This is a genomic window from Sodalis sp. RH24 (assembly GCF_047324145.1).
GTDB lineage: Bacteria > Pseudomonadota > Gammaproteobacteria > Enterobacterales > Enterobacteriaceae > Acerihabitans.
Genome location: NZ_CP178729.1, coordinates 2,722,667 through 2,746,250 on the forward strand (window position 1 = coordinate 2,722,667; position 23,584 = coordinate 2,746,250).

The window sequence follows — 23,584 nt, forward strand, 5'->3', positions numbered from 1 at the left end:
CATAGTTTATTCTTTAGAAAATAATGGAACGCAGCGGGTACAATTGTAAAAAAGTATTAAAATCCTGTGATTTAAACTAGTAAGCCCACCTGTCAAGGATAAGAAAAGCACAGGATTTTCACCGCCGGCGGCAAGGAGCGGGGGGAGCGATCGAGCCGTTGTACGTCTCGGATGGACGCGGGTTTATGCCCGGCCACGGCCATAACCATTAAGCGATGGACCCTAAAACGGACAACCTTTGATAGACCGCAGGAGGGGGTTATGCGGCCTACCGTGCCTTTTGGGAGACATTCCTGCCCGCATGGGGTTCGAGCTTGGCGATATCCCATAATGCCAGGGCGGTAATTAACGCGATAACCACAAATCCCAGCCGGAAAGCCATGCCCGGCGCGGGCGGTAACGCCAGAATCTCCGTTAACCATGCGCCAACCCGGATACTCAACGCCCCGAGGGTCACGCCAAGACCGCTTGCCAACTGCAGCGACGTGCTGAACAGCGTATTGGCGGAGCTCATTTCCTGCGGCGGAACATCCGCAAAAGCCAGCGAGCTGATGCCGGTAAATTGCATTGAGCGGCTCAGCCCGCCCCAGAACAAGAGAACCAGGGTCATCATCTTTGGCGACTCGGGCGTCAGGAACGCGCAAAACAGTAGCGACAGCACGCACATCACGCCATTGCCCAGCAGCAGTTTTTTGAAACCGAAGTAGCGAATCAGGGGCGTGGTGGCCGGTTTCATCGCCAGGTTGCCGGCAAATACCGCCAGTACCAGCGAGCCGGCATGGAACGCGTCCAGGCCAAAGCCGACCTGGAACATCAGCGGCAGCATAAAGGGCGCCGAGCTGATAGTGGCGCGTAACACGAAGCCGCCCCGCATGGTAATGCGAAACGTCGGCACCGACAGCGGCCGCAGCCGGATCAAAGGCGCCCTGGCGCGCAGCAGGTGCCTGATAGCCCAGGCCAGCGTTAACAGGCCGGTCACGATTAAAGCAACGGCATTAACGGGGCTAATGTTTTCCTGGCTGAACATTTCCAGCCCGGCCACCAGGCACAGCATGGTAATGCCTAATGAAAAAAAACCTATAACATCAAAAGGCTGCTTTTCTTCCGGCGTCTTGTTCGGCATCATGATCCACGCCAGGGTGATCGCGATGGCGCCCAGAGGCACATTGAGGAAAAAGATCCAGTGCCAGCTTGCATAGGTGGTGATAAATCCCCCGAGCGGCGGGCCGATGATGGGGGCGACCAACGCCGGCCAGGTCAGGGTGGCGATGGCTTTGATAAGCTGATCTTTGGGCGTGGTGCGCAATACCACCAGACGCCCCACAGGCACCATCATGGCGCCGCCGATACCCTGTAAAATACGCATCAGCACAAATTGCGTGACGGTATGCGTTAATCCGCACAATAGCGACGAGACAGTGAAGATAAGCAACGCCAGGCTGAAAACATTCCGTGCGCCAAAGCGCTCGGCTACCCAGCCGCTGGCGGGGATCAACACGGCCAGCGTCAGGAGATAGGCACTGATGCCGATATTAAGATCGATGGCCGATACGCCGAATGCCTTCGCCATATCGGGTAATGCGGTTGCAATCACGGTTCCGTCAAGAAATTCCATAAAAAAGGCGCTGGCAACCAAGAGCGCCATTCCTGAGATACGTGACGAACCGGCGTCCTGTTTGGGCGTATCTTCAGAATTTGAATCAGATAAAGCCATAAAACGCCCTTTGCCTTAACGGAAACAATGTAGCCACTATAAAGGTATGATAACTCTGAAAAGATGTTATACCAGCCCGCCTGAATATTCGAGCGGTTTTGTCAGCTAATTTTCATAGGGGGTTAAAACAAAAATACGATCGACCCGACCGGAAAGTGAATATAACGCATGGCAATCAATGTGGGTAATGGCGAAAAATACAGGCGGAGAACTCCCCAGGCACGCGCGTTGCAAAGATAAAAAAAAGCGGCAAACGCGCGGCCTGAAATTAGCATTACAGCGCCTTGCGCAGCGTAATATTGATGCGGTGGGATCCCACCAGCGGATGAAAACCTTCCTTAACCGGCAGGATGCCGTGATAATTCAGCCGGGACGGCCCGCCCCATACCACCACATCGCCATGGGCCAGCGGGATACGCTGGGCGCGGTCGCTGCGCTGCAGGCCGCCGAATTGAAAGACGGCGGGCAGGCCGAGCGAAACCGAGACGATGGGCGCGCCAAAGTCATGTTCGTCTTTATCCTGGTGCAGGGAGAGCTTGCTGCCCGGATCGTAGCGGTTCATCAGGCAGGAATCCGGCACGTAACGGCCAAAACCGGCCGCTACGGCGGCTTCATCCGCCAGCGCCATCAAGATAGCCGGGATGGGCGGCCAGGGCTTGCCGGTCCGGGAATCCCGCTCTGAATAACGGTAGCCGCGCCTGTCGCTGGTCCAGCCATTGCCGCACCAGCTCATCGCCACCGACATCACATGGCCGCCCGGCGTGGTCATATGCCGCCACGGCACCTGCGCCACCACGCTATTGACCGCCGCCAGCAGCGCCGGGCCGTGGTCGCGGACAAATCCGTGCAGTACCACCGCGCCGGGGGCGATTGTTTCGTGCCACGGCGGCGGCGGCGCATCCTCGAACAGATCGATTGTCATCGGCTTACCCTGTATGTATACCCAGTATTTATTCTAGCCGCCGGACGCCAATTGTCCAGTATCATTGTCAGCGATCTGCGCGCAGCAAGCGTCTTGATGATCCGCCTTTTTATCACCCTCGGGTTCTTTCAATATCCTATCAATGATTAATATAATAAAAAAAAATTTCATCTGTGAATAAATAATCATTTATTACCCCTTGCAAAAAACGTTTTACGCCGCATTCCAAACCACCCGCCCTACTTCCGCTTGAACAAAGCGCAATATTCCCCCGCGTCAGCTCATCCTATTTTGCTTAAGTAGATATATTACCCTGCCTGATATTCGTCAGAATGCCCGCGATTGTTTCAAACGATTAATGAATTCCCTTCCGCTGCCGATAAAAAAATACCCGGCTGGAAATTTATTTAAGGGAGAAATGAATTGATGGCTTTTACCGCAGTTTATTTTTCTGATAGATAAGGTCATATCACGATGAGTCGTAACGGTATTACCCATATATTGCTGTCCGCCGGCCTGCTGGCGTCCATTTCCCCGGCGCTGGCCGCCGGCACCTGGAGCGAGGCGCGTAATGACGCCATGGGCGGCACCGGAGTGGCATCCTCTCATTACGGCGCGGCGGCGCTGGTGAATCCGGCGCTGTTGACCGGCTACGGCGAGGATGATGCTATCAGTATCATCCTCCCGGCCGTGGGCGTCAGGGTGTCGGATCCGGATAACCTGCAGGATGGGTTCGATAACGTACAGTCCTCTTGGGATAGATTAAAAGACGACGCCAACAAAGGCACGGGCTCGCCCGCCTCGATAAAAAGATTTGAGAACGCCCTGCGCGAGGTCTCCGGCGATAAAGGCAAGGCCGAAGCCGGAGTGAATGGCGTGATTGCCGTACCCAACCCGATCCTGCCCTTCGCCCTGGTCGCCAGGGATTGGGCAACGGCCAACGTCAAAGCCGATGTCAGCAATCGCGACCTGGCGTACCTCGACGCCGTCCAGGCGGGCTTGATCAGGCCGGTGCCGGCGGATCTGGACAAGCTGACGTCACGCGCCGAAGGGATGGGCGCGCTGGTGACGGAATACGGCGTGGCCATGGCCCTGCCATTCACCCTGAACGATCATGCTTTCTCGGTAGGCATTACGCCGAAGCTGCAGCGCGTCGCCACCTATAATTACAATGTCGCCATCAACCACTACGATAAAGCGGATTTTCGCAACGAGGAGTTCCGGCGCACGGAAAACGGGGCCAATATCGACCTGGGATTGTCCGCCAATATCACACCGGACTGGATTGCCGGCCTGGCCGCGCAGAACCTGGTGGCGCGCAGCGTCGAGACCAAAGAGGTAGACGGAGTGCGGGACAGTTTTAACATACGCCCGCAGATCACCGCCGGCACCTCCTGGAGCAACGGTTTTTTCACCAGCGCCATTGATATCGACCTGACCCCTGCCAGTGGTTTCTCGGCGCGGGAGAAAAACCAATACGCCGGCGTCGGCGCCGAAATCAACGCCTGGACATGGGTGCAATTGCGTGCCGGCTATCGCGCGGATATGCGTCATAGCGATAATAATGTCTTTACCACCGGCTTTGGCCTGTCGCCCTTTAATGTGGTTCATCTGGATGTGACCGGCCTGGTAGGTGAAGACCGCACCTATGGCGCGGTCGCGCAATTGAGTTATACCTTCTGATACCAGCCTGTCATCAAACGCATGGCATTACGGGCGCATTATCAGGCAAGGACGCAGCCCAGATCATCCCAGGCAAATGCAGCCGCTCAACAGAAAAGTGGCGGCAATTAAGCCCAGCAAGAATAGGTTGTTCATAACGTTTCTCCGGTAGTCTAAAAATAAAGGCCGTGCCCGGTCGCAACGCAGATCCGGGCCGGCCCTTATGCCTGGATCATACTTATTGCAGCATGGCGGCCAGTTCGTCCGCGCCTTTATCAATCCCCACTTCGGCGGCGCTCAGCGCCCCGATGCTGGCGCTGACGTTCATGGCGTTCGGGTATTGCCTGGCGACAAAGGCGTTCAGCAGTTGATGGGTGTTGGCGTCATAAATTTCCACCGCGTAATTCACGGAACCGTTCATTAAGCCTTCCTTACCCCGGATGGACTGCACTATGTTATAGGGGCCTCCGCCGATATCGAATTTGGTGAAGGTGCCGATAAACGGCGTCGTGGTATCCGCCCCGGTTAACGTCAGTTTTAACCTGAGGGTATTGGCCGCCGGGGTGATAACTTCCCTAAACCGCGGCCTGAGCGCTGCGCTGAATTTATCTTGCATATAGTTGGCCAGCGCCAGACGGTCTTTCTGCGGCATATCGTCAAACTGGCCGTCCGCGCCCTGGTAGACAACCACCGGTTCGATAATGATATTGGTATATTTATTCCAATCGACCGGAACCGAATACCGGTAAGGGATGCGGTATGCCTTGTCGTCGGTGTTGGGCCGCAGCTGTGATGAGGAATCGATACCGGCGTACTGCACAGGCGGGTTTCCCGCGCAGCCGGCTAATAGCATGGTTAGCGTCAGCATTGCCGGACGATAGGCCTGGTAAAATGTGTACATGTCAGTAATCCTGTATAAAATGCCACCGATAATCGGACTGAAGGCGCGGTTAATAGGCCGTATGATCCTTACGGGTACGGTTTGGCGTGCCACCGGCCGGGGCTTTACAATACCGGCCCCGGGAGGTACGGTACTGACACTCTCTTAAAGAGTACCGTACGGTTCAGTTTTGCATCATTAGCATTTATCTGTCAAGAAAATGTACAACCGGGTTTATTTATATTGCGGGAGTCACAATGAAAGTACGCACTAACGAGCGCCGCGAAGCGATTGTCGAGGCTGCCGCGCAGCTTTTTCAGGAGATGGGCTATGAGCGCGCATCAATGAACGAATTGGCAAAACGCCTGGGCGGTTCGAAAGCGACGCTCTATGGGTATTTTTCTTCTAAAGAGGAATTATTTACCGCCGTCGTACGCGCCTATGCCACCCAGCACCTGTCCGATGCCACCGTAGCATTGATGCTGGAAGAACGGCCCGATGAGCCGCTCAAAGCCAAACTGACGCGATTCGGCGAACGAATGTTGGCCGTGCTAACCAACGACGGCAGCGCGATCGCGGTGTATCGTATGGTGGTGGGCGAAGCGGGACATTCCGATATCGGTATGCTGTTTAATGATTCCGGACCGAGGGAGAGCATCGAAAAATTATCGGGCCTGCTGTCCACCGCCATGGACCGGGGCGAGCTGCGTCCCGGGGACGCCTATGTGAAAGCGCTGCAATTCACTTCATTGCTTACCGCCGAGATCCAGCACCGCATCTTTCAACGCCATTTACAGCCGGTAAGCCTGACCCGCATCCAGCAAATGGTTGGCTGCGCGGTCAATATGTTCCTTACCGGCGCCGGGACGTTTCCGGCGCCAAAAGGCGGCAAGTGAGCGGGAAATGCGCCGGCCAGGGGTGGGGCCGGCGCACTTCTTTATTATCGCGCCTGCCGGGGGAGAGTTCCCCCAGGCGGCGTCATGTCCCGCCGATCAGTATTTCACCATTTCAATCCAGTTGGCCCCTTTGCCCACCGGGTACCGGCCAAGGCTTTCCAGCGCGCCGCTCGCTTTATCAATGCGATAGACGCTCATCTGCGGCGACAACTGCCCCACCGCCAGCAAATACTGACCCGAGGGATCGATATTGAACCCGCGCGGCTGCTTTTCGGTAGGCCAGGTTCCTATGCGGGTGAGCCGGCCTGATTTTTTATCCACGCGGTAAGCCGCCAGGGTGCTTGACGTCCGCTCGGAGGCAAACAGGAAATGGCCGTCGGGGGTTAAATGCAGGTCCGCGCCCCAGGGTTTATCGCCGCTGAAATCCGCCGGCAGGATCGATATCGTCTGCACCGGTTTCACCCGGTCGTTGTTCTGGTTGAACGCCAGCACATGCAGTTTGCCGTCCAGTTCATCGATAAGATAGGTAAACCGTTTATCCGGTGAAAAGACAAAATGGCGGGGACCGGATTTGGCCGGCAGCGTATAGGCGGGCGCCTGGTCCTGGGTCAGCTGCCCGGTCTTGGCGTCCAGCCGCAGGCGCAGCCAGGCGTCGGCGCCCAGCACCGAGGCGAATACATAGCGATTATCCGGCGCGCTCCTGATGGCGTGCGCCATGGGACCGGTCTTGATAATCTGCCGGACATCCCCCGCCAGGCCGTCCTGATTGATGGCGTTAACCGCCAGCAGGTTGCCGCCATAAGACGCGGAAAACAGCCAGCGGCCGGTGCGGTCGGTGGCAATATACGCCATGCTTTCCGCCAGCGGCGCCGCCTGGCGCTGGGTCAGGCGGCCGTCGGCCGGATTAATGGCCAGGCTCAGTACCTGATAGGGTTTGGAGCGCAGCCCGGCATACAGATGCTGTTTATCGGGGGACAATGCCAGGGGCATTACGGTGCCGCCCACCGCCAGGGTTTGCACCGGCGTGAGCGCGCCGTCGGCCTCGTTCAGGCTAAAGACGGAGATATCGGCGCTGTCGGCGTTGGAAACATAGGCATAGGTCGCGGCATGGGCGGCGCCGGCCAAGGTGGTCGTTAATGCCGCCAGCAGCAGCAGGCTGAATGGGGTACGTCGGTTACAGGTTATTTTCATTATTATATTAATCCATTGATTATTTTATTTATGGAAAATAAGTATAAATAACCCCTATTCCGGCGACAGCTGTCGGCCGCACAGGATTTATCCACGGCGCGGCGGAATTTTTGGGCAGGTGAATAACCTGATGAGAAATGAATCACATAATCGCCCACCGCCGGTCCGGCGCTAGGCTCCCCGGCGCCGGCGCAGGTAACGAATCAACCGCGGCAGCAGCCAAAACAGCGCCAGCAGCGCCGCCAGCAAAAACAGGTATTTCAGGTGATGATCCACCTTCTGCAACCATGGCGCGATAATCCTGCCGCCCGCATAACCCAGGCTGACAAAAATCAGCGCCCAGAGAACAGAGCCGAGGATATTGAGGGGAATAAATTTTTTCGGATCGAGCCTGCTGGCCCCAATCATCAGCGGTCCGATCAGGCGAAAGCCATACATAAAACGCACGCCCACCACAAACCACAGCGGATATTTCAAAATTAACTGATTGGCCCGGGCAATATTCGGCTGGGCTTTTTTAAACCGGCGCAATACCCGCTTACCGAACCGGCGACCGATAAAATACAACGCCAGATCACCCACGCTGCCGCCCAGGGCGGCCACCGCCACCGCCGCCGGATAATGCAACAGGCCCTCATGCGCCGCCACGCCGCCCAGCAACGTGACCGTTTCGCCCTCCGCCAGGCAGCCGATAAACAGCGCCCAATAACCGTAGACGGAAATAAAATGCGTGATATCCATTGGCGTCAGCGTCCCTTCAGCTTAAAAATGTCAGGCGATCCTGTCGATTCAGGTAACGTTTCTTAAGCATAGACCTTATCGCCGCCTGCCACGACCAGGATTGACGGGACCCGTCCGCCCTCTTGGCGCGCCGTAGGTTAATACGTAGCCCGGGAGACCGTTTTGGGTTTAAAATAGACTGTGTCCCCTATCCCGATAAAACAGGTTCCTTATGGCTTTTATTCCAAAAAACTACGCCAGGCTTGAAACCGGCTATCGCGAAAAAGCGCTGAAGCTGTTTCCCTGGGTCTGCGGCCGCTGCTCGCGGGAGTTTGTCTATTCCAACCTGCGCGAGCTGACGGTGCATCATATCGATCACGATCACAGCAATAATCCCGAGGACGGCAGCAATTGGGAAATGCTCTGCCTGTATTGCCACGATCATGAGCATTCCAAATATACCGAAGCGGATCTGTATGGCTCGACGGTGATCGCGGGCGAGGATGCGCAAAAAGACATGGGCGTGGCAACCCACAATCCTTTTGCCAATTTAAAGTCCTTGATGAAAAAATAATCTCTGATGCTCATTTCTCATCGAACCAATCGCGGTTCTGCCGCGAAATCGGCGTAATGGAAAAGATCAGCTCCTGGAGATGGTCGCGCATGGCCTGCTCGGCGGCATCGGCATCGCGCGCCTTGACGCCGTTGAAGATTTTGTAATGCTGGCTGATTAACCCCTGCGGCGGCGAGACCTGGCCCAGGCTGAGAAAACGCACCCGATCCATGGTGGCCTTAATGGATTCAATAATATCCCAGGCCAGCGGACAATCGGCTATTTCCGTCAGCAACCGGTGGAAATCATCGTCGAGGCCGAAAAATTCCCGCGCCTGCTGATTTTGCGCCGCCAATTCCTGACGATGCAAATTATGCTCAAGCAGCATGATTTGACGTTCGGTAATATTAAGCGCGGCGCGGCGTACGATGGCGCATTCCATGGCCTGGCGGAGAAAACGCGCGTCCGCCACCCGTTTGGCGGAAATCCGCATCACAAAAGTGCCGCGCTGGGGCAGGATCTGCACCAGCCCCGCTTCGGCCAGTTTAATAAACGCTTCCCTTACCGGCTGGCGCGACACGGTGAAACGGGCGGCGATGTCCTTTTCCGATAACAGCTTGCCCGGCTCAATGACACACTCGACGATATCCTTGCGCAGCAGGCGATAAATTTGTTGATTTACCGGCTCGTTGTTATTAAACGGTAACGGTGTATCCATGCGGGGAAATTAACCCTGTTTAATTATCATGGCGGATATAGTACATGCTCCGCCATGGCAATAGCCATAGGCGCCTGCGCCAAGGGCCGCCGCTTAACGGATACTCATCACATCCGTCGCGCAGTGCAGATAACCGTTCATGGCGGTTTTCCATAAGGGGTCGGTGTTGGCCGGCATCGCCGCCCCCGCTCCCGTGCCCGTGGGCTGCATAACGTACTGCGGGAAATACACCGGCTTGCCGATGGCGTCGACCTGCCGGCACAGGGCGGCAAGCTGCTGTCTGTTGCCTAATGTGCCGTTGGCGGATTGCCAAAACAGCTGCTGCTGGTTGGCGTTGATCATTTTCAACGCCTCGCCCAGCATGGAGGAGTGCGCCTGCCTGGCGGCGTCGGTGTCGAGGCGCAGCGCGTCGAAATAGGAGTAGGTGCCGGCCATGGCGAATAAAAATACCGCGTCGGCTTGTCGTCCCGCTTTAATACAGCTGACCATCCCCTGATACAAAACCGGCGGCGTAAGGGTGGGATTGATGGCGGAGGCACCCAGGCAGCCCGGGCTGGCTACCTGCGCCAGATAGGCGCTCTGCGCCGACTTGCCCGGCGCGCCTGGGCGGGGGGAGGTGGCGCAGCCGGAGGCCAGCAGCGCCAGCACCATCGTTATCATTATTGTTGGTTTCATCTTATGCTCATTATTTGATGATAGCGAAACAGGGTAAATTGTAACCTAACGGCCAAATACCTTTAGCGCGCCGATCACAGTTCAGCCACTTTTCTCCGGGTGCGCGCCGCCCACGGCATGATGCTGCAAAAATACCTCATGCAGGCGCCGCAGGCCGGCCTGGGTAAGGCGGCGGCACTCTTGCGCCATAGCGTTAAAACCGCCCAGTCGCCGCACGCCCTCGGTTAAAAACGCTTCGGGGGCGAACTCGGCTACCTGATGGCCATACTTCATCACGACGCGGTTCTCCCGATGATATTCAATCTGGCCGGCGCCCGGAACTGCCGCGTCGATGCGCTGCCTAAGCAGGGCATGGGATCTTCGCGCCGCTTCCGGCAGCAGCAAGATCATCGGTTCGGCCGCTGTCGCCTCGGGCAATGACGCCAGCCATTCATCCACCAGCGCCAGCACGGTATCCGGGTGATCCAGCGCCATGGACAATAACTGGCGCGCGCGCGCGTTAACCTGACATTGCAATTCGGCCTCGAGACGTTGCGCCTGCGATAAATAGTCGGCCACCGCGGCGGCCGAGGTCGCCATGCCGTCCTGGTACCCTTCCCGGAATCCCTGCTGGCGCAGCTGTCCGGCCTCGGCCTGCGCCTGCTTAACCAGAGAGCGCGCCTGACGGCGCGCTTCACTGACGATATCAAGCGCCTCGCGTTGGCGCGCCAGCTGCCGGCTCTTGATCAATACACCGCCCGACATCGGCGGCATCCGGCGTAGTGGAATATTTTTCGGCATGTTGGAAAGCCAGTTTTATCAAAAGCGGGCTCGGGGCGGGGCGGGGTTCACCGCCCGTTTCCCGATCCAGCTCGGGTGAGAATAACAGGGAGATGCGCTGCCGGATGGCTAGCGGCAATTGCGCGCCGAACGCCAGCAGTTCGCCTCTTCCCCGCGCGATTAAGGCGGCCGGTATCGCCACCGGCATATCGTCGCCATAAGAATCGACAATCGCCAGTCCGGCGAATTGCCGCACCCAGGACGGCAGCTGTAACAGCCCCCCCTGCCGGGCGAGGGAGGCCCGATGGCGCTGCGCGGCTATCAACAATGCCGCCTGCGGCATAAGGCGCCAGTGGCGGATAAACAACGCCGCCGGTCCGTCAACGGCGGCCGGTGGGCAATCCACCGACCAATCATGGGCCTGGATAAGGATGCCGTTGATTATCGAGCGCGCCCTGGCGCCGTTTAACGCCGGCGGCAGCGGCAGGCGCCGCGGATGCAGCCATGACAGCGGATCGTAGAGTATGGCATCAAGCGGCGCGATGCTCTTCATGAGCGTCTGTCTCCTGCTTCACTGAGGCTTTTTCACGGCGCCGGTACCAGGCCAGTCCCGCCACGGCGACCGCCAGCGCCACGCCAGCGGCGGGAGCAAAGCGGAGAAAATGACCGGAACCGTCCGCCTGGACCGCTACCGGCGCATAATGCTGCAGCGGCCCCTGTTTGGAGAGCACCACGGAAATATTGTCGTAATCCACCTGGTTGAAGCTGTTTTTCAAAAACCGCTTGATATCGCTTATCATCAGGGTTGGGTCGACGTCGCTTTGATAGGCCACCAGGGTTGAAATGTGCATCGGCGCCGGCGCCCTGCCGGTGTCGCCCGAGTCGATGTCGTAACTGACATGCACCCGGGCCGACAGCACGCCGTCCATGGTCTGCAATGATTGTTCCAGACGCTGTTCGATGGCCGAGTAAAGCCGCGCCTTTTCCGCCCGCGGCGACGACACCAGCGAGTCGCTGGGGAACAGCCGGGAAATTTCCATGCGCGGCTGCGACGGCAAATCATGCCTGCGCAGCAAATCCACCGCCGCCGGAATATCGGCTTTGCCCACGCCGACGCTATAGCCGGTCTTGCCTTTATCGGCCTTGGAGGCCTGGATATTATTGCGCTGCAAAGTGGCTATCACTTCATTGGCCTGCTGTTGATCCAGGCCTTTAAGCAATGGCTCGTCGTTGCAGGCGGTAAGTGAGAGCGCCAGCAGGGCGGCACAAAATATCGGTCTTAACATCATTGTCCACTCAACACGCTGCGCACGACGTTGACGCCTTTATTTACCAGTGAACTGACCCAGTTCATCGTCAACTGAAAATCTGAGCTCAGCGCATTTCTTCGCAGCATCGCCTCCGCCGATATGTCCTTGGTAAAAGGTTTATCCAGCTCGTTGCGGGCCTGTGTGGCGTCAACCGCCGTGGCGGCCGCTTTCGATGCCAGGAAAGAGAGGGATTCCACCGCATCGTCATGCATGACCGGAATAACGCTGTGAGGCGGGCCGATTTTGGCAATTTCGTTCATGTTGCACCTTGGTTAATTTGATAATTACGCTTAATAAATACAATGAGGCTTCGTGTGAATCCGGAAAATCGTGCAGCATAAGAATAAAATTCACATGCTAAGCGTCCCTGCTTACCCTTTTTCAAGCCAGAATGGCCGGCCGGTCATAAAATCCGTTATGCAGACGGCGATTATTTGGCGCCATTTAATAATCCCATAATAAGATCCCTTTTTTGGGTCATGGCTTGATTTAACATGGTCACAAAGGTCGACAAATCCGCCTTGGTGCCATTGGCTCTTAATATCAACGCTTCGTCAGTGGGATTCGCTTCAAGGTCTTGCTGAGCCGTTGCCGCGGCTGACATTTTGTCACTCACTCCCGTTGAATTACGTGAATAAATATCAGTGATTGTACTCATAAAAAAATCCTCTTCATTTAATGTTAGGGAAATACCAGTGTCCGGGTGTCATTTTCACAAAGCCCTGATGGCCGTATTTGAATGATTTACCCTTAAGCCAATCGTCTTTTAGCTCAATGGCGAATTGGACATAGTTGCCATTCCATTGCCTGGCATATTGCTCGACAAAGAAACGGATGCGTTGCAGCTCACCGTCGTCGATGGCGCCATTAATAACAAAGATTACGCTATCCTGGTTATCGATTCTGGTGTAGTTCACCGCCAGTTTTTTTATCCCCTCCTCGGCCTGCCGTGCCACGGTGTCATCGTCTACGTCGGCAAAATGGACAGCTTCAGCATAGGGCAGAAGACGCATTAACCCCTTGCTGATAGCGTCGCGCTGCGTTTCAGTCAATTGACCGCGCTGTTTGCTTACTAACAGTACCGGCGCCGCCGGTCGGTCAAATTGCAATTGATGAAGATTTAAAGCGGGGAAATTTTGCCCCAGCCAGCGCTCGATACGCTGTTTTTCCTCATCCTCACTATTGATTTTTATCGCCTGCGACGATTTTATACGCACCAGGGATTGACGTCCCCAGGCCGCATCGCGCTCATTATCCGCCAGCACATACATCACGCCGTCGCGGCCCGGGAATATTTGATACTTGCCGGGTTCAGCGCCAAATTGCTGTGTCAGGGCGATAATTTCACGCTGCTGCGCATCCGGCGTCGTTAAGAGGTACGCCAGCGCCAGGGCGGCGGCAACCGCGATGGCCAGAAGGGCCATGCCCCGCTTGCCGGGCCTGCTGCTTATTGTCGCCGGGACCGCGGACGGCATGTCCGGCGTGCCCGCCCGGTAGTTCAGGACGTCTTCCGACCAGGTTTCACCGGCGGTCCTTACCGCCAGCGCCAGCGCGCCCACGGTAACGGGGTGATTGGATGCCAGCGGAACATCATCCGCGCCGTCGTTGTCCAGCCTGCGCAGCAAAATGCCATGTTCCGGGCCGTCGGTGCGGATAATTTCAAAATTCACCCCGCCGCCTTCGGTGGGGACCAGCACGCAGTCTTCAGGGAATGAGGGGGACGCGCCGGCGTATTCCAGCGCGCCGCAGTCCGCTGCGATAAATAATGTTTTCCGCGCGGATAAAGGATATTCGCAACCCTTCAAACTACCATTGAGCAGCCTGACAATGGCCACACTCTCCGGGCGGTCTGTTTTACCTTGTTCTGTTTGCATGGTAAAATATTCTTTATACTCTAGGGTTCGTCATGCTAAAGAGTCTACCGCCTCGCGGCCGGTGACTTCATGATGAAAAAATGATAAATTATCCATCAAAACTGAGATATTTAATCATTTATTCCCTAACGAATTATTTAACTATATTATTTCAAATAATTCCATCCCTGATTATTTACGATCACACTGTGGGATGGAAAAGCATGGCTTATTTCACGGCATGGCGAAAATAGAACTTTACAGTATTTACATTACACGCGCAACAACGCCAGCAGTCTTTACTCGCCGGATTAGAATAGGGCCGTTAACATGTCTTATTTACTGGAAATACCCCCGTTAATGAATCATTTATTAACGCGGGGTTTTTAGTGAGAGGCTACGCATAAAGCGCTGCGACGACGATACGCTGAAGATCGTCAACCGTCCGTATTGATAATAACTCAGTTTCTGTAAGTTCAACGCCGAAGGTTTCCGCTATCCCAATCTCAATTTCCATGAGATCAAGCGAATCGACATACAGCTCCGCCGCCAAATTAAGGTGGCCGGCAATGTCAGACTCTTTGCGGCCCAAACGGTAGGCCAGCATGGCGTAAAGCTCGCGCTGCAGCGATTCACCGCCGGTGGGAACGGCTACACCCGTTATCAAATTATTCGTCATCAGCAAATTTCCCCTTGTTAATTCGGGTCGCCGGGACAGGGGTGGATGAGCCGGGGCCAGCATTGACTTGCGCCTGACGTAAAGGAGGCATATAACCTGTGCTGCTCAAACCGGCCCTTGCGGCGGCCAGGTTTACGCGATCGTGGTTTAACGGAGCAAACTGCGCCGCCTGATGATCGTTCTTGGGATGATTGGCTTGCCGGGCACCCTGATGGGACAGGATAACCGATGGGGCGTCTGTTTTCATCCGGCCATTCTCCGGCGCCGGCACGGAGGCGGAGGCGGAGGCGGACCGGGTTACCGTGGCTTTCAGTTGGTTGCGCGCCTCAATCAGGTAGGCCGCCATAGGGCTAGACTTAGTGGATTGAGCGGCTGGGGCCGGAATGGGGGTGAGATTTTCCCGTGCATGGCGCAGAATTTCCGCGGTCAGGTTATTCGCGGAGGACTCAGCGGATTGCGGCGCATCCTGGCCGGCGAAAACAGCATGAGTGGTTACCTTTTGCGCCGCGCCCCTTTTGCGAGCCCTATCATAAAGGTCAGAAATGGCGCCCTCATCAGGCCGGCCATTCCCCGGTGCCGGATTGGCATACAAGGAAGACGCGGACTCAGGGATAGACTCCCAAAGATTCCCCAACGCTTCGGCCACCTCTTTCGCCGCAGCATATAGCGCGCCGGATTTATCGGCTTGCGCCCTATCCTGGACCGGGAAAATGCCATGCGCCGTCCCCTTGGGCGGGGTCTGGGTTGTCGTCGCCGTAAAAGATATCTTTTCGGCACCCGGATTCATCAGGACGTTGGCAGGCTCCTGCACGGTCACACCCCTTTTCGCGGGCGAGCGATCGTTATTTTGTCCTACGCCGGGCGATAACGGCTGGGAAAAAATACTCTGCTTATGCTCAGGTGGGTGGATTCGGCTGCTGATAAGTTCGGCGTGTAATGCCGCCTGCGCGTAATGACTGCCCCGGGCTGCGGGCCTATGTGTTTTGGCGAAAGAGGGCGGGCTGCCGACGTCGGCCCGCGTTTCGGCATCGGGCGCTTGATTAAGCTGCTCGAAAATATCCTGCAAGTTGTCCCGCACATCAACCGACTGCGTTTTACCAGCCTCTTTCTTTTCTGTTCCTGGCGGCCAGTTTATTTTTACCGACGCGTCAATAGTTATTCTCGGCGCATATTTAATGTTAAATTCGACGCTGGGCATTAACCGGTTTTTTTGCGTAGCGCCGGTCTTATCGGTACTGTCGGACTGATCATTTTGCTGAGTGGCTTCTGTCTGCTGTTCCGCATCGCTTCGCAGTCCTGTCCTTAATGGCGGCGGATGATCCTTATAGAGATTTAAAGCGGCCAGTAAATTGGGCAGCTTTAATATCATATCCGTATCACGAAAGATTTTTTCCAGCGATGAAGCCTGATAAGTCTGAATACCTGCGCGGATATTCTGAAAACATTGATAGGCGTTTTTCTCGACGAGCTGCGCAATGTGTTCTTTTTGCACCACGTCGCCATCGCTCCCCGTTTCTTGTACGATATAGTCGACCACAAACGGCTTGATTTTTTCATTGATGAACCGCGCCCCCGCTTCGGCGCCGCCTTCGCCCTGAATTGCGTTGAGCAATGAGGCCAGCTCCTCCTCAAGGCTCTGGCGGCGTACGCAGGCCGCTTCCCGCTCAGGACGGTAGCCGCCGAATACCGACTTTTCACCCAGTCCATCTTTTAACATCATGTCGGTCAATTCATGCATGATGCCGTCAAGTTTCGCGGCCGATTCTTCGGTAGGGCCGAGCTGCCTGGCAAGAAAATGGGCGTTGGCAATATGCTCCAGATGGCTTGGGACCAGTAAACTACGCGAATTCTGAAACAGCTGCGCCAATGTTTCACGTTGGTCCCCGGCGCAGTTAAATAGGGCATTCATACTATTTTGCCGGTATTGCCGCTCAAAATCGTTAATATTGATACACGGCTTTACCGATGCCCGCTCGTGCGCACTCAGGCAGTTCTCGACCGTGGCCTCTTCCGGCGCAGTGTTCTGCCCAGACCCGCTACGCCGCCTGCCGGCGGAATTAATCCGTAAAGGAACATTCCGTAAATTTACCGGGACACGTTGGTGTTTAGCCGTTTTATTGCCCGCGGGTCCTGACTGTATAATTCCCACATTAGGGATATGAATTATTGAATTCGTTATCATCAATGTTATCCCGCTGTTATTAAGAAAAAAGGCGCATTAGCAGATCTTTTTTCTGTTCAATCCAGGTATTGACCTGTTTTGTCCAAGTTTCAACCCTCCCGAGGGTATCACTCAGTTTGGTCATGAATATTTGCACCTGGTTTTTTAATTTTTCCGCCAGCCCATTAAAAGCGCTGTCAAATGCATTATATTCTATAGAGTTCAACTCTTTAAATTTACCCCCGCCCTCGTCTATTTTTTCTTTGAAAAGCGCAAGTATGGACTGCAGGGGCGAGATATCGACCCTAACGACATAACCGCTACCGCTAGGCTTTACGCATGTGGGATCCAATCCCCATTCCTCCGCCCATGATTTCGCCTCCGCTTCACTGGCGACCCCGGAAACAGGAAATAGAATCCCAGCTTCCGTTTTGGTATATTTTTCGATTAATGCTGTCAATTCAGCTTCAATTCCAGGTTTGAAGTACATGAATTGATTGCCTTTATCATCCGTGCGGACATCCAGGTATTTGCTCTTCACTTTCAAAAATTCATTGAAGGCGCTAAAAAAATTAGTGTTGCGCGTTGTCCCGGTTTCATAGGTACGATAATAAGCAACATAGTCTTCCACCAGCCCCATACCGCTTAGCCAGGGATTGGTCTTGTCCTCGGTAGACGTTAACGTGTGGCCTTTATCCAATAAATCAGCCAGTTCAGGAGTGTTTCTCTTAAGAGTGTTGAGTTCCGGATCATTGTCGAATAAGGCGCTGCTACTCTTGATATTAGCCATGGCATCACGCATAAGCAGCATCGCGGCGGGTAATTGCTCAGTCAACGTTTGGTGTGCTGGTGCATTCGGCGCGTCAAGGAGCTTTGCCAGCTGCTCCGTATTATCTGTTACTTTGTCGAGACAATGAAATACATTCATTAAACTTCGTGGCGGGCCAGAGCTTCTTTCGCCGTCATTTATTGCCTGGGTCCTCATGAGGTGTTCCCGAGAGGTATCTAAAGAGGCGGGCGATAAGTCAGGCTTATTTAAACCGTGGGGAGGTAAGGTATATTGAGAGATGCTAGTCATAGAGATTGCCTCGCGCCGTGCTGAATTTACAGACGGCGCCTGTGAAAGATTAAGCGCGGCTGGCCAATTGGCCAAGTGTGGCGACATTGTCTTGCAGTACTTTTTTGACCTGTTCCAGAATCGACTGCATGGCATCCGCCAGTTCTTTAACATTGGCCCTGGCCGTTTCAGACATAGAGGAGAACGATTGGGCATAGTGCGTGTTGAGGAACTCCTCGGCGCCATGGTGTGCTTGATTCATTTGGGTCATGCCATTGATAAAGCCCGGCAACTGCTGGCCTGCCGCCATAGCCATATTTGCTTCATTTCGGATGGCGGCGGTCTTATTGTCCTTAAGCTCGATATCATGCTGTGTGGCTGCAATATCGCGTTCTAAACGCCGCTTAGCCGCCTCATCTAAATGCGATTGATGCTGGGCGCTGATTTGTCCTGCCTGCCTCTGCTGCAAATCGATATTGCCCTGCGTGCTTTTCATCGTGGCAATATTCAGGTCTCCCTGTTTTTTGATAAGGGCGGTTTTATCATGTTTTATGGTCGCGAGATCCATATTATTCGCTTTGGTTTGTTTCCTATACACGCCTGTCGCCATCACGCCGCCGATTACGCCTTGGCTCATCCCTCCTGTAAACGCGTCCATACCCTGTTTAATCTTCGCTGCGGCGGCGCTTTTTACCGATTCATTTTCCAGTAGCGCCAATCTCGCCACCTCACCATTACTAACGGCTTTCCCTTCACTTAGGGCTTTGAAAGCCACGAGTAATGCCTCAATCCGTTTTTGACCACTCAGCTTATGGATAGTGACATCATTGTTACCCTCATGACTTGACGCGATTATTTTCTCCGGCGTCGCGGGCATCAGATTTAATCCGGTCTTAATCATCTTTTCCATTGTTGCGACGGTCACGGGTTCGACCGTTGAATCGGGGCGGCGTAAATTCACAATTTGTGATCCGTCTGATAATAGTTTATTACCGAAAATACTCGCGGCAATATCCAATGCCTCTGGCGTCAAAGAGACGGATGAGTTTTTTCGACGGTCTTCAACAGGCTCTGTTACCGTCGAGGTGTTCAGTATATTTTCCTGATGGAAATTGATTCCGCTGTTATGGGTTATATCGTTCATGGCATTACTCCTGTTAATTAAGCCGAAAGACTGTTATTACTAAACAAACTCAAGGTATTTGAATATGTTTGAGCCTGGCGGCTGGACATCTCTCTGAATTGTTGCTGGACTAATTCCATATCCCCTTTAAAATAATCTATGGCTTCCAGCAGCATTTTTTTCCATTGCTTATCTTCCGCAAGTAACAGACCGTAGGCAGCCAATGTTTCCGCCAATCTTTTTTGAATGACGCCCTGGCGTATCGAGCCGACCGATTGAAACATGCTTGAACCATAGGTCACGGTATTGTTAAGCTTTTCCAGCCGATTGGCGAAGGTCGCCTTCGACAGCCGATCGGTTTTTAAAGACAGCTTATCCATCAATCGCTTAAAGCTATCGGTAATGGCGGCACTGGTTTGCCTGCCCAGATTTTTCAACACATCGGGCACCAATTTCTTGATGGCTTCGGCTATCATTTTACCCAGCGCGGAAGAGGCGATTTTACCGCCGGCGGATTTACCCAGCACCATAACGGCTACGATGAGCGCCGCAGCAACCAAAGCGCCGACAATCGCTCCCACCATGGCCGCGGTGTTGGCATCGACGCCCAGCTTTGCGAGCAGGTTGGTAATAGCCTTGGACAGCATGCTTATCAACGGCTGGATAATCCCTTCCATCAGCGGTCGCATAGCCTGTTCCAGGAAGGATACGCCGGTGATAGCCTTGCCTATCGCGTCCGCCGCTATCAAAGCCAATCCCACCGCCGCCAGGGCCAGGCTGGCGCCGCCGGTGAAAACCGCCGCCACTACGCTGATGGCGGTAATAAGCGCGCCGAGAATTTTACCTACGCACCCCATGGTCTTATTCAATGCTTCGGACTTACGCATATCCTCGGCGGCTTTAGCGGCTTTATGTTTCATTTCGACATGCAGGCTTTCCTGCATGCGCCTGAATAGCGCGGAATCCTCCTCCAATGCCCGCTGGCGGTTCTTTTGCACCAACTTGTTAAATGTGTTCATTAACGCTAATAAGCGGTTTATAGCGCTATCCACTTCAGTCGCATCCAATGGAAGCGCATTCGCGTTTTTGCCTTGGTTATATATATCGTCCAGCTTTGTAATGCTTTCCCTGGCGGCCTGATAAGACGAAGCCATCTTACTTTGCGCCAAGTCCCGTTGCGCAGAGGCCTGGTTAAGTTCATCCTGCGCCTCGCGCACGGATTGCTGTGCCGTCGCGAAGCCTTCATCCTCAGGTGACAATTGACTCAGCGCCACGTTTGCCCGATCTAGCGCCCGTTGCTTTTCCGCCAGTTCATTTTCAGCATTTTGCAGCGCAATCCTATCCGCTTCGGCAGTATCCAGCGCAATTTGACTCGCTTCAATTGCCTGTTGATATTCCGCTGACAGAGCAGAATTGAAAAGGTCAAATGCCGCTTTTTGCGATAGCAATAGCGTCAGTCGATCGGCCAGTTTCCCCAGCGATACATCGACCAATAATTCCTTAACGGTATTGAATATCTCTTGCAAAGATATCCGGTTATTGTTCGGGGTTTGCACGTTACCGGATGGGGCCGCTAATGGAAGGTCAGCCGCGGTCGCCTGTGCGGCGGGCATATTCGCTTGCAAATCGCTGCTGGCGCTGATGGTCGCTAACAGCGCTTCCGTCGCCTGGCGTGACTGAGCATTCAGCGTCAGAGTCTGTTCCCGCGATAAGGGTGTATTAATATTATTATCTTGAGCACCGGTATTCTCGATGGCGTCAAGACGATTATTGACATTAGGCATGGCACTTAATCCATTTAAAATTCCGTGGAATTGCGTCATGTTATATCCTCGCTTTGAGAGGGGTCTTTTTGTTCGTCCATGGGGCATTTCAAGTTATTTATATAAACCTCGGCGCGTTTTTTTAACATCGCGTCGTGGGATTGTTCAATAACAAGTTCAAAGCATTGCCTGGCTTTGTTGGCCTTGCTCAACATTAATTGACACTGTCCACTGTAAAACACCGGGCGATAATCATTTTCCGCCAGTGAAAAAGCCACGGCATAAATATCCGCTGCTTTTTGAAATTCTTTTTTAAGCTGATATACCGCGCCGAGCCCCATGTAATAATCCGGATTATAGAAATCATAGATACACAGGAAACGGAAGAAGGTAGCCGCTTCATCCAACTGCCCTTTGTTGTAAAAATCATAGGCATGCGTGTATAAACCCTCCATCATTACCTGAGGTATATCATGCACTTCTTTTAACGTAATACCGCTATTTACCGCATTCCACAGCAATTCTGCGATGCGGTCTTCACTGACGTTATCAACAACACTCATATATAACTCCTGAATTTGTTATCACCGACAATGATGGTGATTTGATTGAAACATTAAGGGGAATGGAAAACTTTCAATTATCGCTTAATTAATATTGCTTTGGCCGCGGTGGCATTTCCGCCACCGGAAAAACCCCATGCACAAATCAGTTCGATCCTTGACGGGCCAGTGCCATGGCGTTCTTTATTGATCCGTTCCTTTCGCCGCCGATTCGTTAAGTTGCCGCTCAATCCCTGGCACTGCGGCCGCAGGTGTGGCGGATGGCGGCACCATATCGCCGGGAAGAGATTCCGCGCCCACCGCTAAGGTTTCATCGCGCCAAGCGTTCTCAACTTCTTTCAGCCAAACAAGGATATCGATAAATTTCTCAAAATCTTCTGGATGAACATAGGAATACAACTTGTTGCTCTTATAAATCTTCCTTGCCAGCTTGATGTCCGTCACCACCGGCACGCCGATTTTTTCCGCATAAGCCCGCACCGCCAATGCCCGCTGATTAGACTCCTTAATCGAAATAAATGGTGCTGGCACCACATCCGGATCGTAATACACGCCGATGGCGATATGCGTCGGATTCACCAGGATAAACTGGGAATCCTTGATATTGGCCTTGGTTTGCTCCGAGAGGATTTCCCGGTGCAATTGGCGGCGGCGGTGCTTCATCTCCGGATTTCCCTCCTGCTCCTTGTACTCGCGTTTAACCTCGTGTTTTTCCATTTTTAATTCTTTGATATGCAGGAAATAGTCCGCAAGGGCATCCAATATCGACACCAGGATAATGCACAGCAGGCAGGTGATGACCAGCGACAGCAGCAGTTCCCGCCAGATAGTGATCATAGTGCCCACGGTGCCGTGCAACTGGGCGAAGATCAGCAGCTTATTGTTGTGCCAGAAGATGATGGCCGCCGCAATGAAACAGCCCAGATGCAGGATGGCTTTTATGCCGTCTTTAATAGTCCTGATGCTGAAGATTTTTTTAAATCCTTTGATGGGATTTAACGCGCCGAAATTGATTTTCAGCGCCTTGGTGGCCAGCATAAATCCGGTTTGCAGCAAAGTGGGCAGCGCGGACGCCAGCAGGCAGACCAGCACGATAGGCAGGGTTATTTTTAGCCCCAGCAGCATAATGGCCGCACTATAAGCCTTGATATCCATGTGGAAGTTGCCGGCAATGATATTTCTGTAGGCCTCAAGCAACGGCGCCAGCGTGGTGGTCTTGGTAAGGAAGACGATACCGCTTAACAGCAGACAAGCGATAATCAACTCGCGGCATTTAAAGGTCTGCCCTTTTTTCGCCGCGTCTTTTTTCTTTTTCGGCGTTGGTTTTTCCGTTTTGTTTGCCATGGTTAATCAGGTTTCAGCCATATGTCCAATACGCCGGGATGCGGCGCCAGCGTTTTGAAAGCGTCGGGTAAATAGGGTGAGAAATAGAGAATCAGCACCACAAATGCGATAAGGCTTTTTATCGTCAATGAAATGGAAAATGCGTTCATTTGCGGCGCAAAACGCGATAGCAACCCCAAAATTACCTCCGATAACAGCAGGCAGACCAGCACCGGGCTCGCCAATATGATAATCCTGGTCATTAAATGGCCCAGGATCCCAAGCACCGGTTTTAGCGCCGGGGTGCAGGTTTGCAGCGGATCGCAGAGCCGATAGCTTTGCTGGAATGTTTCCATCAGCAGCAGCATGCCGCCGCCGGCCAGGAACAGGGCGCCGGCGAAGAGATTAAACAGATTCGCCAGTTCAGAGGTATCCACCCCGCTCATGGGATCAAAGGTGCTGCTGACGGTGGCCCCGCGCTGATGGTCAATCACGCAGCCGACGCCGTGCATAATCCAGAACGGCAGGGCGAACAGGACGCCCAGGATCAAACCAATAAACAGTTCCTGCGCCAGCACGCCCCAAAAATTGATTTCTTCCACCGGCATCCGCTCAAGGGAATAAGGCCACAGCGAAGCGCCGATAAAGATAGCCACCGGCATGCGGATATTAACGCTGACGATATTGCCGGTTAAAAAGGGCAATAATAGAAACACCGGCATAATCCTGGCGGAGGTTAAAATCATGACACTGAGCCAATGCTGGACATCAAGCCATGCAGACAAATCGTTCATAGGCTAGCGGCTCATCGCCATTCTGATCACTTCCTGGCCAAAACCGAGCAATGTCTCGCCATACCAGCCTGACAAAATAAAAAGACATAGCGTAACGGACAGTAACTTGATACCAAAGGGCAATGTCTGTTCCTGGAGCTGTAATACGGTTTGTAATAACCCGACCATTAGCCCTACCACCGTTGCCACCAATACCGGCCCCGCGGAGAGAATAAGCACCAGGTACAAGGCTTTATTACCGGCAAATACCACGTCATTCATTTTTATA

Annotated in this window: 25 protein-coding genes; 3 read left to right on the forward strand and 22 right to left on the reverse strand. The window is 53.9% G+C overall.

Annotated features, from left to right (window positions below; all coding sequences use genetic code 11):
* Positions 1-268: 268 nt before the first annotated feature.
* Both ACL2XG_RS12530 and alkB read right to left on the reverse strand, forming a co-directional pair.
* On the reverse strand, positions 269-1,714 hold the full coding sequence (locus ACL2XG_RS12530; RefSeq protein WP_413722051.1) for an MFS transporter: 1,446 nt from the start codon (positions 1,712-1,714) through the stop codon (positions 269-271).
* 274 nt (positions 1,715-1,988) lie between these two features.
* A complete protein-coding gene (alkB, locus tag ACL2XG_RS12535; protein ID WP_410012206.1) occupies positions 1,989-2,636 on the reverse strand; it encodes a DNA oxidative demethylase AlkB in 648 nt (215 codons plus the stop codon).
* A gap of 474 nt (positions 2,637-3,110) precedes the next feature.
* On the opposite strand from alkB, the gene ACL2XG_RS12540 reads away from it, so the two are divergent.
* Complete coding sequence (locus tag ACL2XG_RS12540; RefSeq protein ID WP_410012207.1) at positions 3,111-4,319, forward strand: conjugal transfer protein TraF; 1,209 nt, start codon at positions 3,111-3,113, stop codon at positions 4,317-4,319.
* Between the two features lie 217 nt (positions 4,320-4,536).
* On the opposite strand, the gene ACL2XG_RS12545 is transcribed toward ACL2XG_RS12540, so the two are convergent.
* Entirely contained in the window at positions 4,537-5,199 is a 663-nt protein-coding gene (locus ACL2XG_RS12545; RefSeq protein ID WP_410012208.1) for a DUF3313 domain-containing protein, read from the reverse strand.
* Between the two features lie 236 nt (positions 5,200-5,435).
* Here ACL2XG_RS12545 and ACL2XG_RS12550 point away from each other — a divergent pair, with 236 nt between their 5' ends.
* Positions 5,436-6,074, forward strand: coding sequence for a TetR/AcrR family transcriptional regulator (locus ACL2XG_RS12550; protein ID WP_410012209.1), 639 nt, complete (start codon positions 5,436-5,438; stop codon positions 6,072-6,074).
* 96 nt (positions 6,075-6,170) lie between these two features.
* Here the strand turns inward: ACL2XG_RS12550 and ACL2XG_RS12555 are convergent, their stop codons facing one another.
* A complete protein-coding gene (locus tag ACL2XG_RS12555; RefSeq protein WP_410012210.1) occupies positions 6,171-7,265 on the reverse strand; it encodes a lactonase family protein in 1,095 nt (364 codons plus the stop codon).
* Between the two features lie 171 nt (positions 7,266-7,436).
* Positions 7,437-8,006 (reverse strand): DedA family protein, encoded by a 570-nt coding sequence (locus ACL2XG_RS12560; RefSeq protein WP_410012211.1) that lies wholly within the window; start codon positions 8,004-8,006, stop codon positions 7,437-7,439.
* A 211-nt stretch (positions 8,007-8,217) separates the two neighbouring features.
* On the opposite strand from ACL2XG_RS12560, the gene yajD reads away from it, so the two are divergent.
* Positions 8,218-8,559 (forward strand): HNH nuclease YajD, encoded by a 342-nt coding sequence (gene yajD, locus ACL2XG_RS12565; protein ID WP_410012212.1) that lies wholly within the window; start codon positions 8,218-8,220, stop codon positions 8,557-8,559.
* 10 nt (positions 8,560-8,569) lie between these two features.
* Here the strand turns inward: yajD and ACL2XG_RS12570 are convergent, their stop codons facing one another.
* From ACL2XG_RS12570 to ACL2XG_RS12650, 17 genes are all read right to left on the reverse strand, one after another.
* Positions 8,570-9,256 carry a GntR family transcriptional regulator gene (locus ACL2XG_RS12570; protein WP_410012213.1) on the reverse strand — a complete coding sequence of 229 codons (687 nt, stop codon included), beginning with the start codon at positions 9,254-9,256 and terminating at the stop codon, positions 8,570-8,572.
* Between the two features lie 93 nt (positions 9,257-9,349).
* Positions 9,350-9,931, reverse strand: a complete 582-nt coding sequence (locus tag ACL2XG_RS12575; protein WP_413722050.1) for a hypothetical protein — start codon at positions 9,929-9,931, stop codon at positions 9,350-9,352.
* An 81-nt stretch (positions 9,932-10,012) separates the two neighbouring features.
* A complete protein-coding gene (locus ACL2XG_RS12580; RefSeq protein ID WP_413722049.1) occupies positions 10,013-10,675 on the reverse strand; it encodes a hypothetical protein in 663 nt (220 codons plus the stop codon).
* Positions 10,617-11,243, reverse strand: a complete 627-nt coding sequence (locus tag ACL2XG_RS12585; RefSeq protein WP_410012216.1) for a type III secretion apparatus protein OrgA/MxiK — start codon at positions 11,241-11,243, stop codon at positions 10,617-10,619. The genes ACL2XG_RS12580 and ACL2XG_RS12585 overlap by 59 nt, the downstream gene beginning before the upstream one ends.
* The gene (locus ACL2XG_RS12590; RefSeq protein WP_410012217.1) at positions 11,221-11,979 is read right to left on the reverse strand and encodes an EscJ/YscJ/HrcJ family type III secretion inner membrane ring protein; all 759 of its coding nucleotides are present in this window, start codon (positions 11,977-11,979) and stop codon (positions 11,221-11,223) included. The genes ACL2XG_RS12585 and ACL2XG_RS12590 overlap by 23 nt, the downstream gene beginning before the upstream one ends.
* Positions 11,976-12,260 carry a hypothetical protein gene (locus ACL2XG_RS12595; protein ID WP_410012218.1) on the reverse strand — a complete coding sequence of 95 codons (285 nt, stop codon included), beginning with the start codon at positions 12,258-12,260 and terminating at the stop codon, positions 11,976-11,978. The genes ACL2XG_RS12590 and ACL2XG_RS12595 overlap by 4 nt, the downstream gene beginning before the upstream one ends.
* A 170-nt stretch (positions 12,261-12,430) precedes the next feature.
* Positions 12,431-12,658 carry a hypothetical protein gene (locus ACL2XG_RS12600; protein WP_410012219.1) on the reverse strand — a complete coding sequence of 76 codons (228 nt, stop codon included), beginning with the start codon at positions 12,656-12,658 and terminating at the stop codon, positions 12,431-12,433.
* A 13-nt stretch (positions 12,659-12,671) separates the two neighbouring features.
* A complete protein-coding gene (locus ACL2XG_RS12605; protein ID WP_410012220.1) occupies positions 12,672-13,874 on the reverse strand; it encodes a PrgH/EprH family type III secretion apparatus protein in 1,203 nt (400 codons plus the stop codon).
* A 376-nt stretch (positions 13,875-14,250) separates the two neighbouring features.
* Positions 14,251-14,532, reverse strand: coding sequence for an acyl carrier protein (locus ACL2XG_RS12610; protein ID WP_410012221.1), 282 nt, complete (start codon positions 14,530-14,532; stop codon positions 14,251-14,253).
* A complete protein-coding gene (locus ACL2XG_RS12615) occupies positions 14,522-16,714 on the reverse strand; it encodes a hypothetical protein (protein WP_413722048.1) in 2,193 nt (730 codons plus the stop codon). Before ACL2XG_RS12615 ends, ACL2XG_RS12610 begins: the two co-directional genes overlap by 11 nt.
* 19 nt (positions 16,715-16,733) lie before the next feature.
* Positions 16,734-17,771, reverse strand: coding sequence for an IpaD/SipD/SspD family type III secretion system needle tip protein (locus ACL2XG_RS12620; protein WP_413722047.1), 1,038 nt, complete (start codon positions 17,769-17,771; stop codon positions 16,734-16,736).
* 49 nt (positions 17,772-17,820) lie between these two features.
* On the reverse strand, positions 17,821-18,894 hold the full coding sequence (locus ACL2XG_RS12625) for a hypothetical protein (protein WP_413722046.1): 1,074 nt from the start codon (positions 18,892-18,894) through the stop codon (positions 17,821-17,823).
* 17 nt (positions 18,895-18,911) lie between these two features.
* Positions 18,912-20,696 carry a type III secretion system translocon subunit SctE gene (gene sctE / locus ACL2XG_RS12630; RefSeq protein ID WP_413722045.1) on the reverse strand — a complete coding sequence of 595 codons (1,785 nt, stop codon included), beginning with the start codon at positions 20,694-20,696 and terminating at the stop codon, positions 18,912-18,914.
* Positions 20,693-21,199 (reverse strand): type III secretion system translocator chaperone SicA, encoded by a 507-nt coding sequence (gene sicA, locus ACL2XG_RS12635; protein WP_410012226.1) that lies wholly within the window; start codon positions 21,197-21,199, stop codon positions 20,693-20,695. Before sicA ends, sctE begins: the two co-directional genes overlap by 4 nt.
* 183 nt (positions 21,200-21,382) lie before the next feature.
* Complete coding sequence (locus ACL2XG_RS12640) at positions 21,383-22,543, reverse strand: EscU/YscU/HrcU family type III secretion system export apparatus switch protein (RefSeq protein WP_413722044.1); 1,161 nt, start codon at positions 22,541-22,543, stop codon at positions 21,383-21,385.
* 2 nt (positions 22,544-22,545) lie between these two features.
* A complete protein-coding gene (gene sctT / locus ACL2XG_RS12645) occupies positions 22,546-23,316 on the reverse strand; it encodes a type III secretion system export apparatus subunit SctT (protein ID WP_410012228.1) in 771 nt (256 codons plus the stop codon).
* 3 nt (positions 23,317-23,319) lie between these two features.
* Complete coding sequence (locus ACL2XG_RS12650; protein WP_410012229.1) at positions 23,320-23,577, reverse strand: EscS/YscS/HrcS family type III secretion system export apparatus protein; 258 nt, start codon at positions 23,575-23,577, stop codon at positions 23,320-23,322.
* Between the last annotated feature and the right edge of the window lie 7 nt (positions 23,578-23,584).

Bases quoted from the DNA above. Each gene is read 5' to 3' on its own strand.
- ACL2XG_RS12530 (WP_413722051.1), bottom strand. From the start codon at position 1,714: ATGGCTTTATCTGATTCAAATTCTGAAGATACGCCCAAACAGGACGCC.
- alkB (WP_410012206.1), bottom strand. From the start codon at position 2,636: ATGACAATCGATCTGTTCGAGGATGCGCCGCCGCCGCCGTGGCACGAA.
- ACL2XG_RS12540 (WP_410012207.1), top strand. From the start codon at position 3,111: ATGAGTCGTAACGGTATTACCCATATATTGCTGTCCGCCGGCCTGCTG.
- ACL2XG_RS12545 (WP_410012208.1), bottom strand. From the start codon at position 5,199: ATGTACACATTTTACCAGGCCTATCGTCCGGCAATGCTGACGCTAACC.
- ACL2XG_RS12550 (WP_410012209.1), top strand. From the start codon at position 5,436: ATGAAAGTACGCACTAACGAGCGCCGCGAAGCGATTGTCGAGGCTGCC.
- ACL2XG_RS12555 (WP_410012210.1), bottom strand. From the start codon at position 7,265: ATGAAAATAACCTGTAACCGACGTACCCCATTCAGCCTGCTGCTGCTG.
- ACL2XG_RS12560 (WP_410012211.1), bottom strand. From the start codon at position 8,006: ATGGATATCACGCATTTTATTTCCGTCTACGGTTATTGGGCGCTGTTT.
- yajD (WP_410012212.1), top strand. From the start codon at position 8,218: ATGGCTTTTATTCCAAAAAACTACGCCAGGCTTGAAACCGGCTATCGC.
- ACL2XG_RS12570 (WP_410012213.1), bottom strand. From the start codon at position 9,256: ATGGATACACCGTTACCGTTTAATAACAACGAGCCGGTAAATCAACAA.
- ACL2XG_RS12575 (WP_413722050.1), bottom strand. From the start codon at position 9,931: ATGAAACCAACAATAATGATAACGATGGTGCTGGCGCTGCTGGCCTCC.
- ACL2XG_RS12580 (WP_413722049.1), bottom strand. From the start codon at position 10,675: ATGTCGGGCGGTGTATTGATCAAGAGCCGGCAGCTGGCGCGCCAACGC.
- ACL2XG_RS12585 (WP_410012216.1), bottom strand. From the start codon at position 11,243: ATGAAGAGCATCGCGCCGCTTGATGCCATACTCTACGATCCGCTGTCA.
- ACL2XG_RS12590 (WP_410012217.1), bottom strand. From the start codon at position 11,979: ATGATGTTAAGACCGATATTTTGTGCCGCCCTGCTGGCGCTCTCACTT.
- ACL2XG_RS12595 (WP_410012218.1), bottom strand. From the start codon at position 12,260: ATGAACGAAATTGCCAAAATCGGCCCGCCTCACAGCGTTATTCCGGTC.
- ACL2XG_RS12600 (WP_410012219.1), bottom strand. From the start codon at position 12,658: ATGAGTACAATCACTGATATTTATTCACGTAATTCAACGGGAGTGAGT.
- ACL2XG_RS12605 (WP_410012220.1), bottom strand. From the start codon at position 13,874: ATGCAAACAGAACAAGGTAAAACAGACCGCCCGGAGAGTGTGGCCATT.
- ACL2XG_RS12610 (WP_410012221.1), bottom strand. From the start codon at position 14,532: ATGACGAATAATTTGATAACGGGTGTAGCCGTTCCCACCGGCGGTGAA.
- ACL2XG_RS12615 (WP_413722048.1), bottom strand. From the start codon at position 16,714: ATGATAACGAATTCAATAATTCATATCCCTAATGTGGGAATTATACAG.
- ACL2XG_RS12620 (WP_413722047.1), bottom strand. From the start codon at position 17,771: ATGACTAGCATCTCTCAATATACCTTACCTCCCCACGGTTTAAATAAG.
- ACL2XG_RS12625 (WP_413722046.1), bottom strand. From the start codon at position 18,894: ATGAACGATATAACCCATAACAGCGGAATCAATTTCCATCAGGAAAAT.
- sctE (WP_413722045.1), bottom strand. From the start codon at position 20,696: ATGACGCAATTCCACGGAATTTTAAATGGATTAAGTGCCATGCCTAAT.
- sicA (WP_410012226.1), bottom strand. From the start codon at position 21,199: ATGAGTGTTGTTGATAACGTCAGTGAAGACCGCATCGCAGAATTGCTG.
- ACL2XG_RS12640 (WP_413722044.1), bottom strand. From the start codon at position 22,543: ATGGCAAACAAAACGGAAAAACCAACGCCGAAAAAGAAAAAAGACGCG.
- sctT (WP_410012228.1), bottom strand. From the start codon at position 23,316: ATGAACGATTTGTCTGCATGGCTTGATGTCCAGCATTGGCTCAGTGTC.
- ACL2XG_RS12650 (WP_410012229.1), bottom strand. From the start codon at position 23,577: ATGAATGACGTGGTATTTGCCGGTAATAAAGCCTTGTACCTGGTGCTT.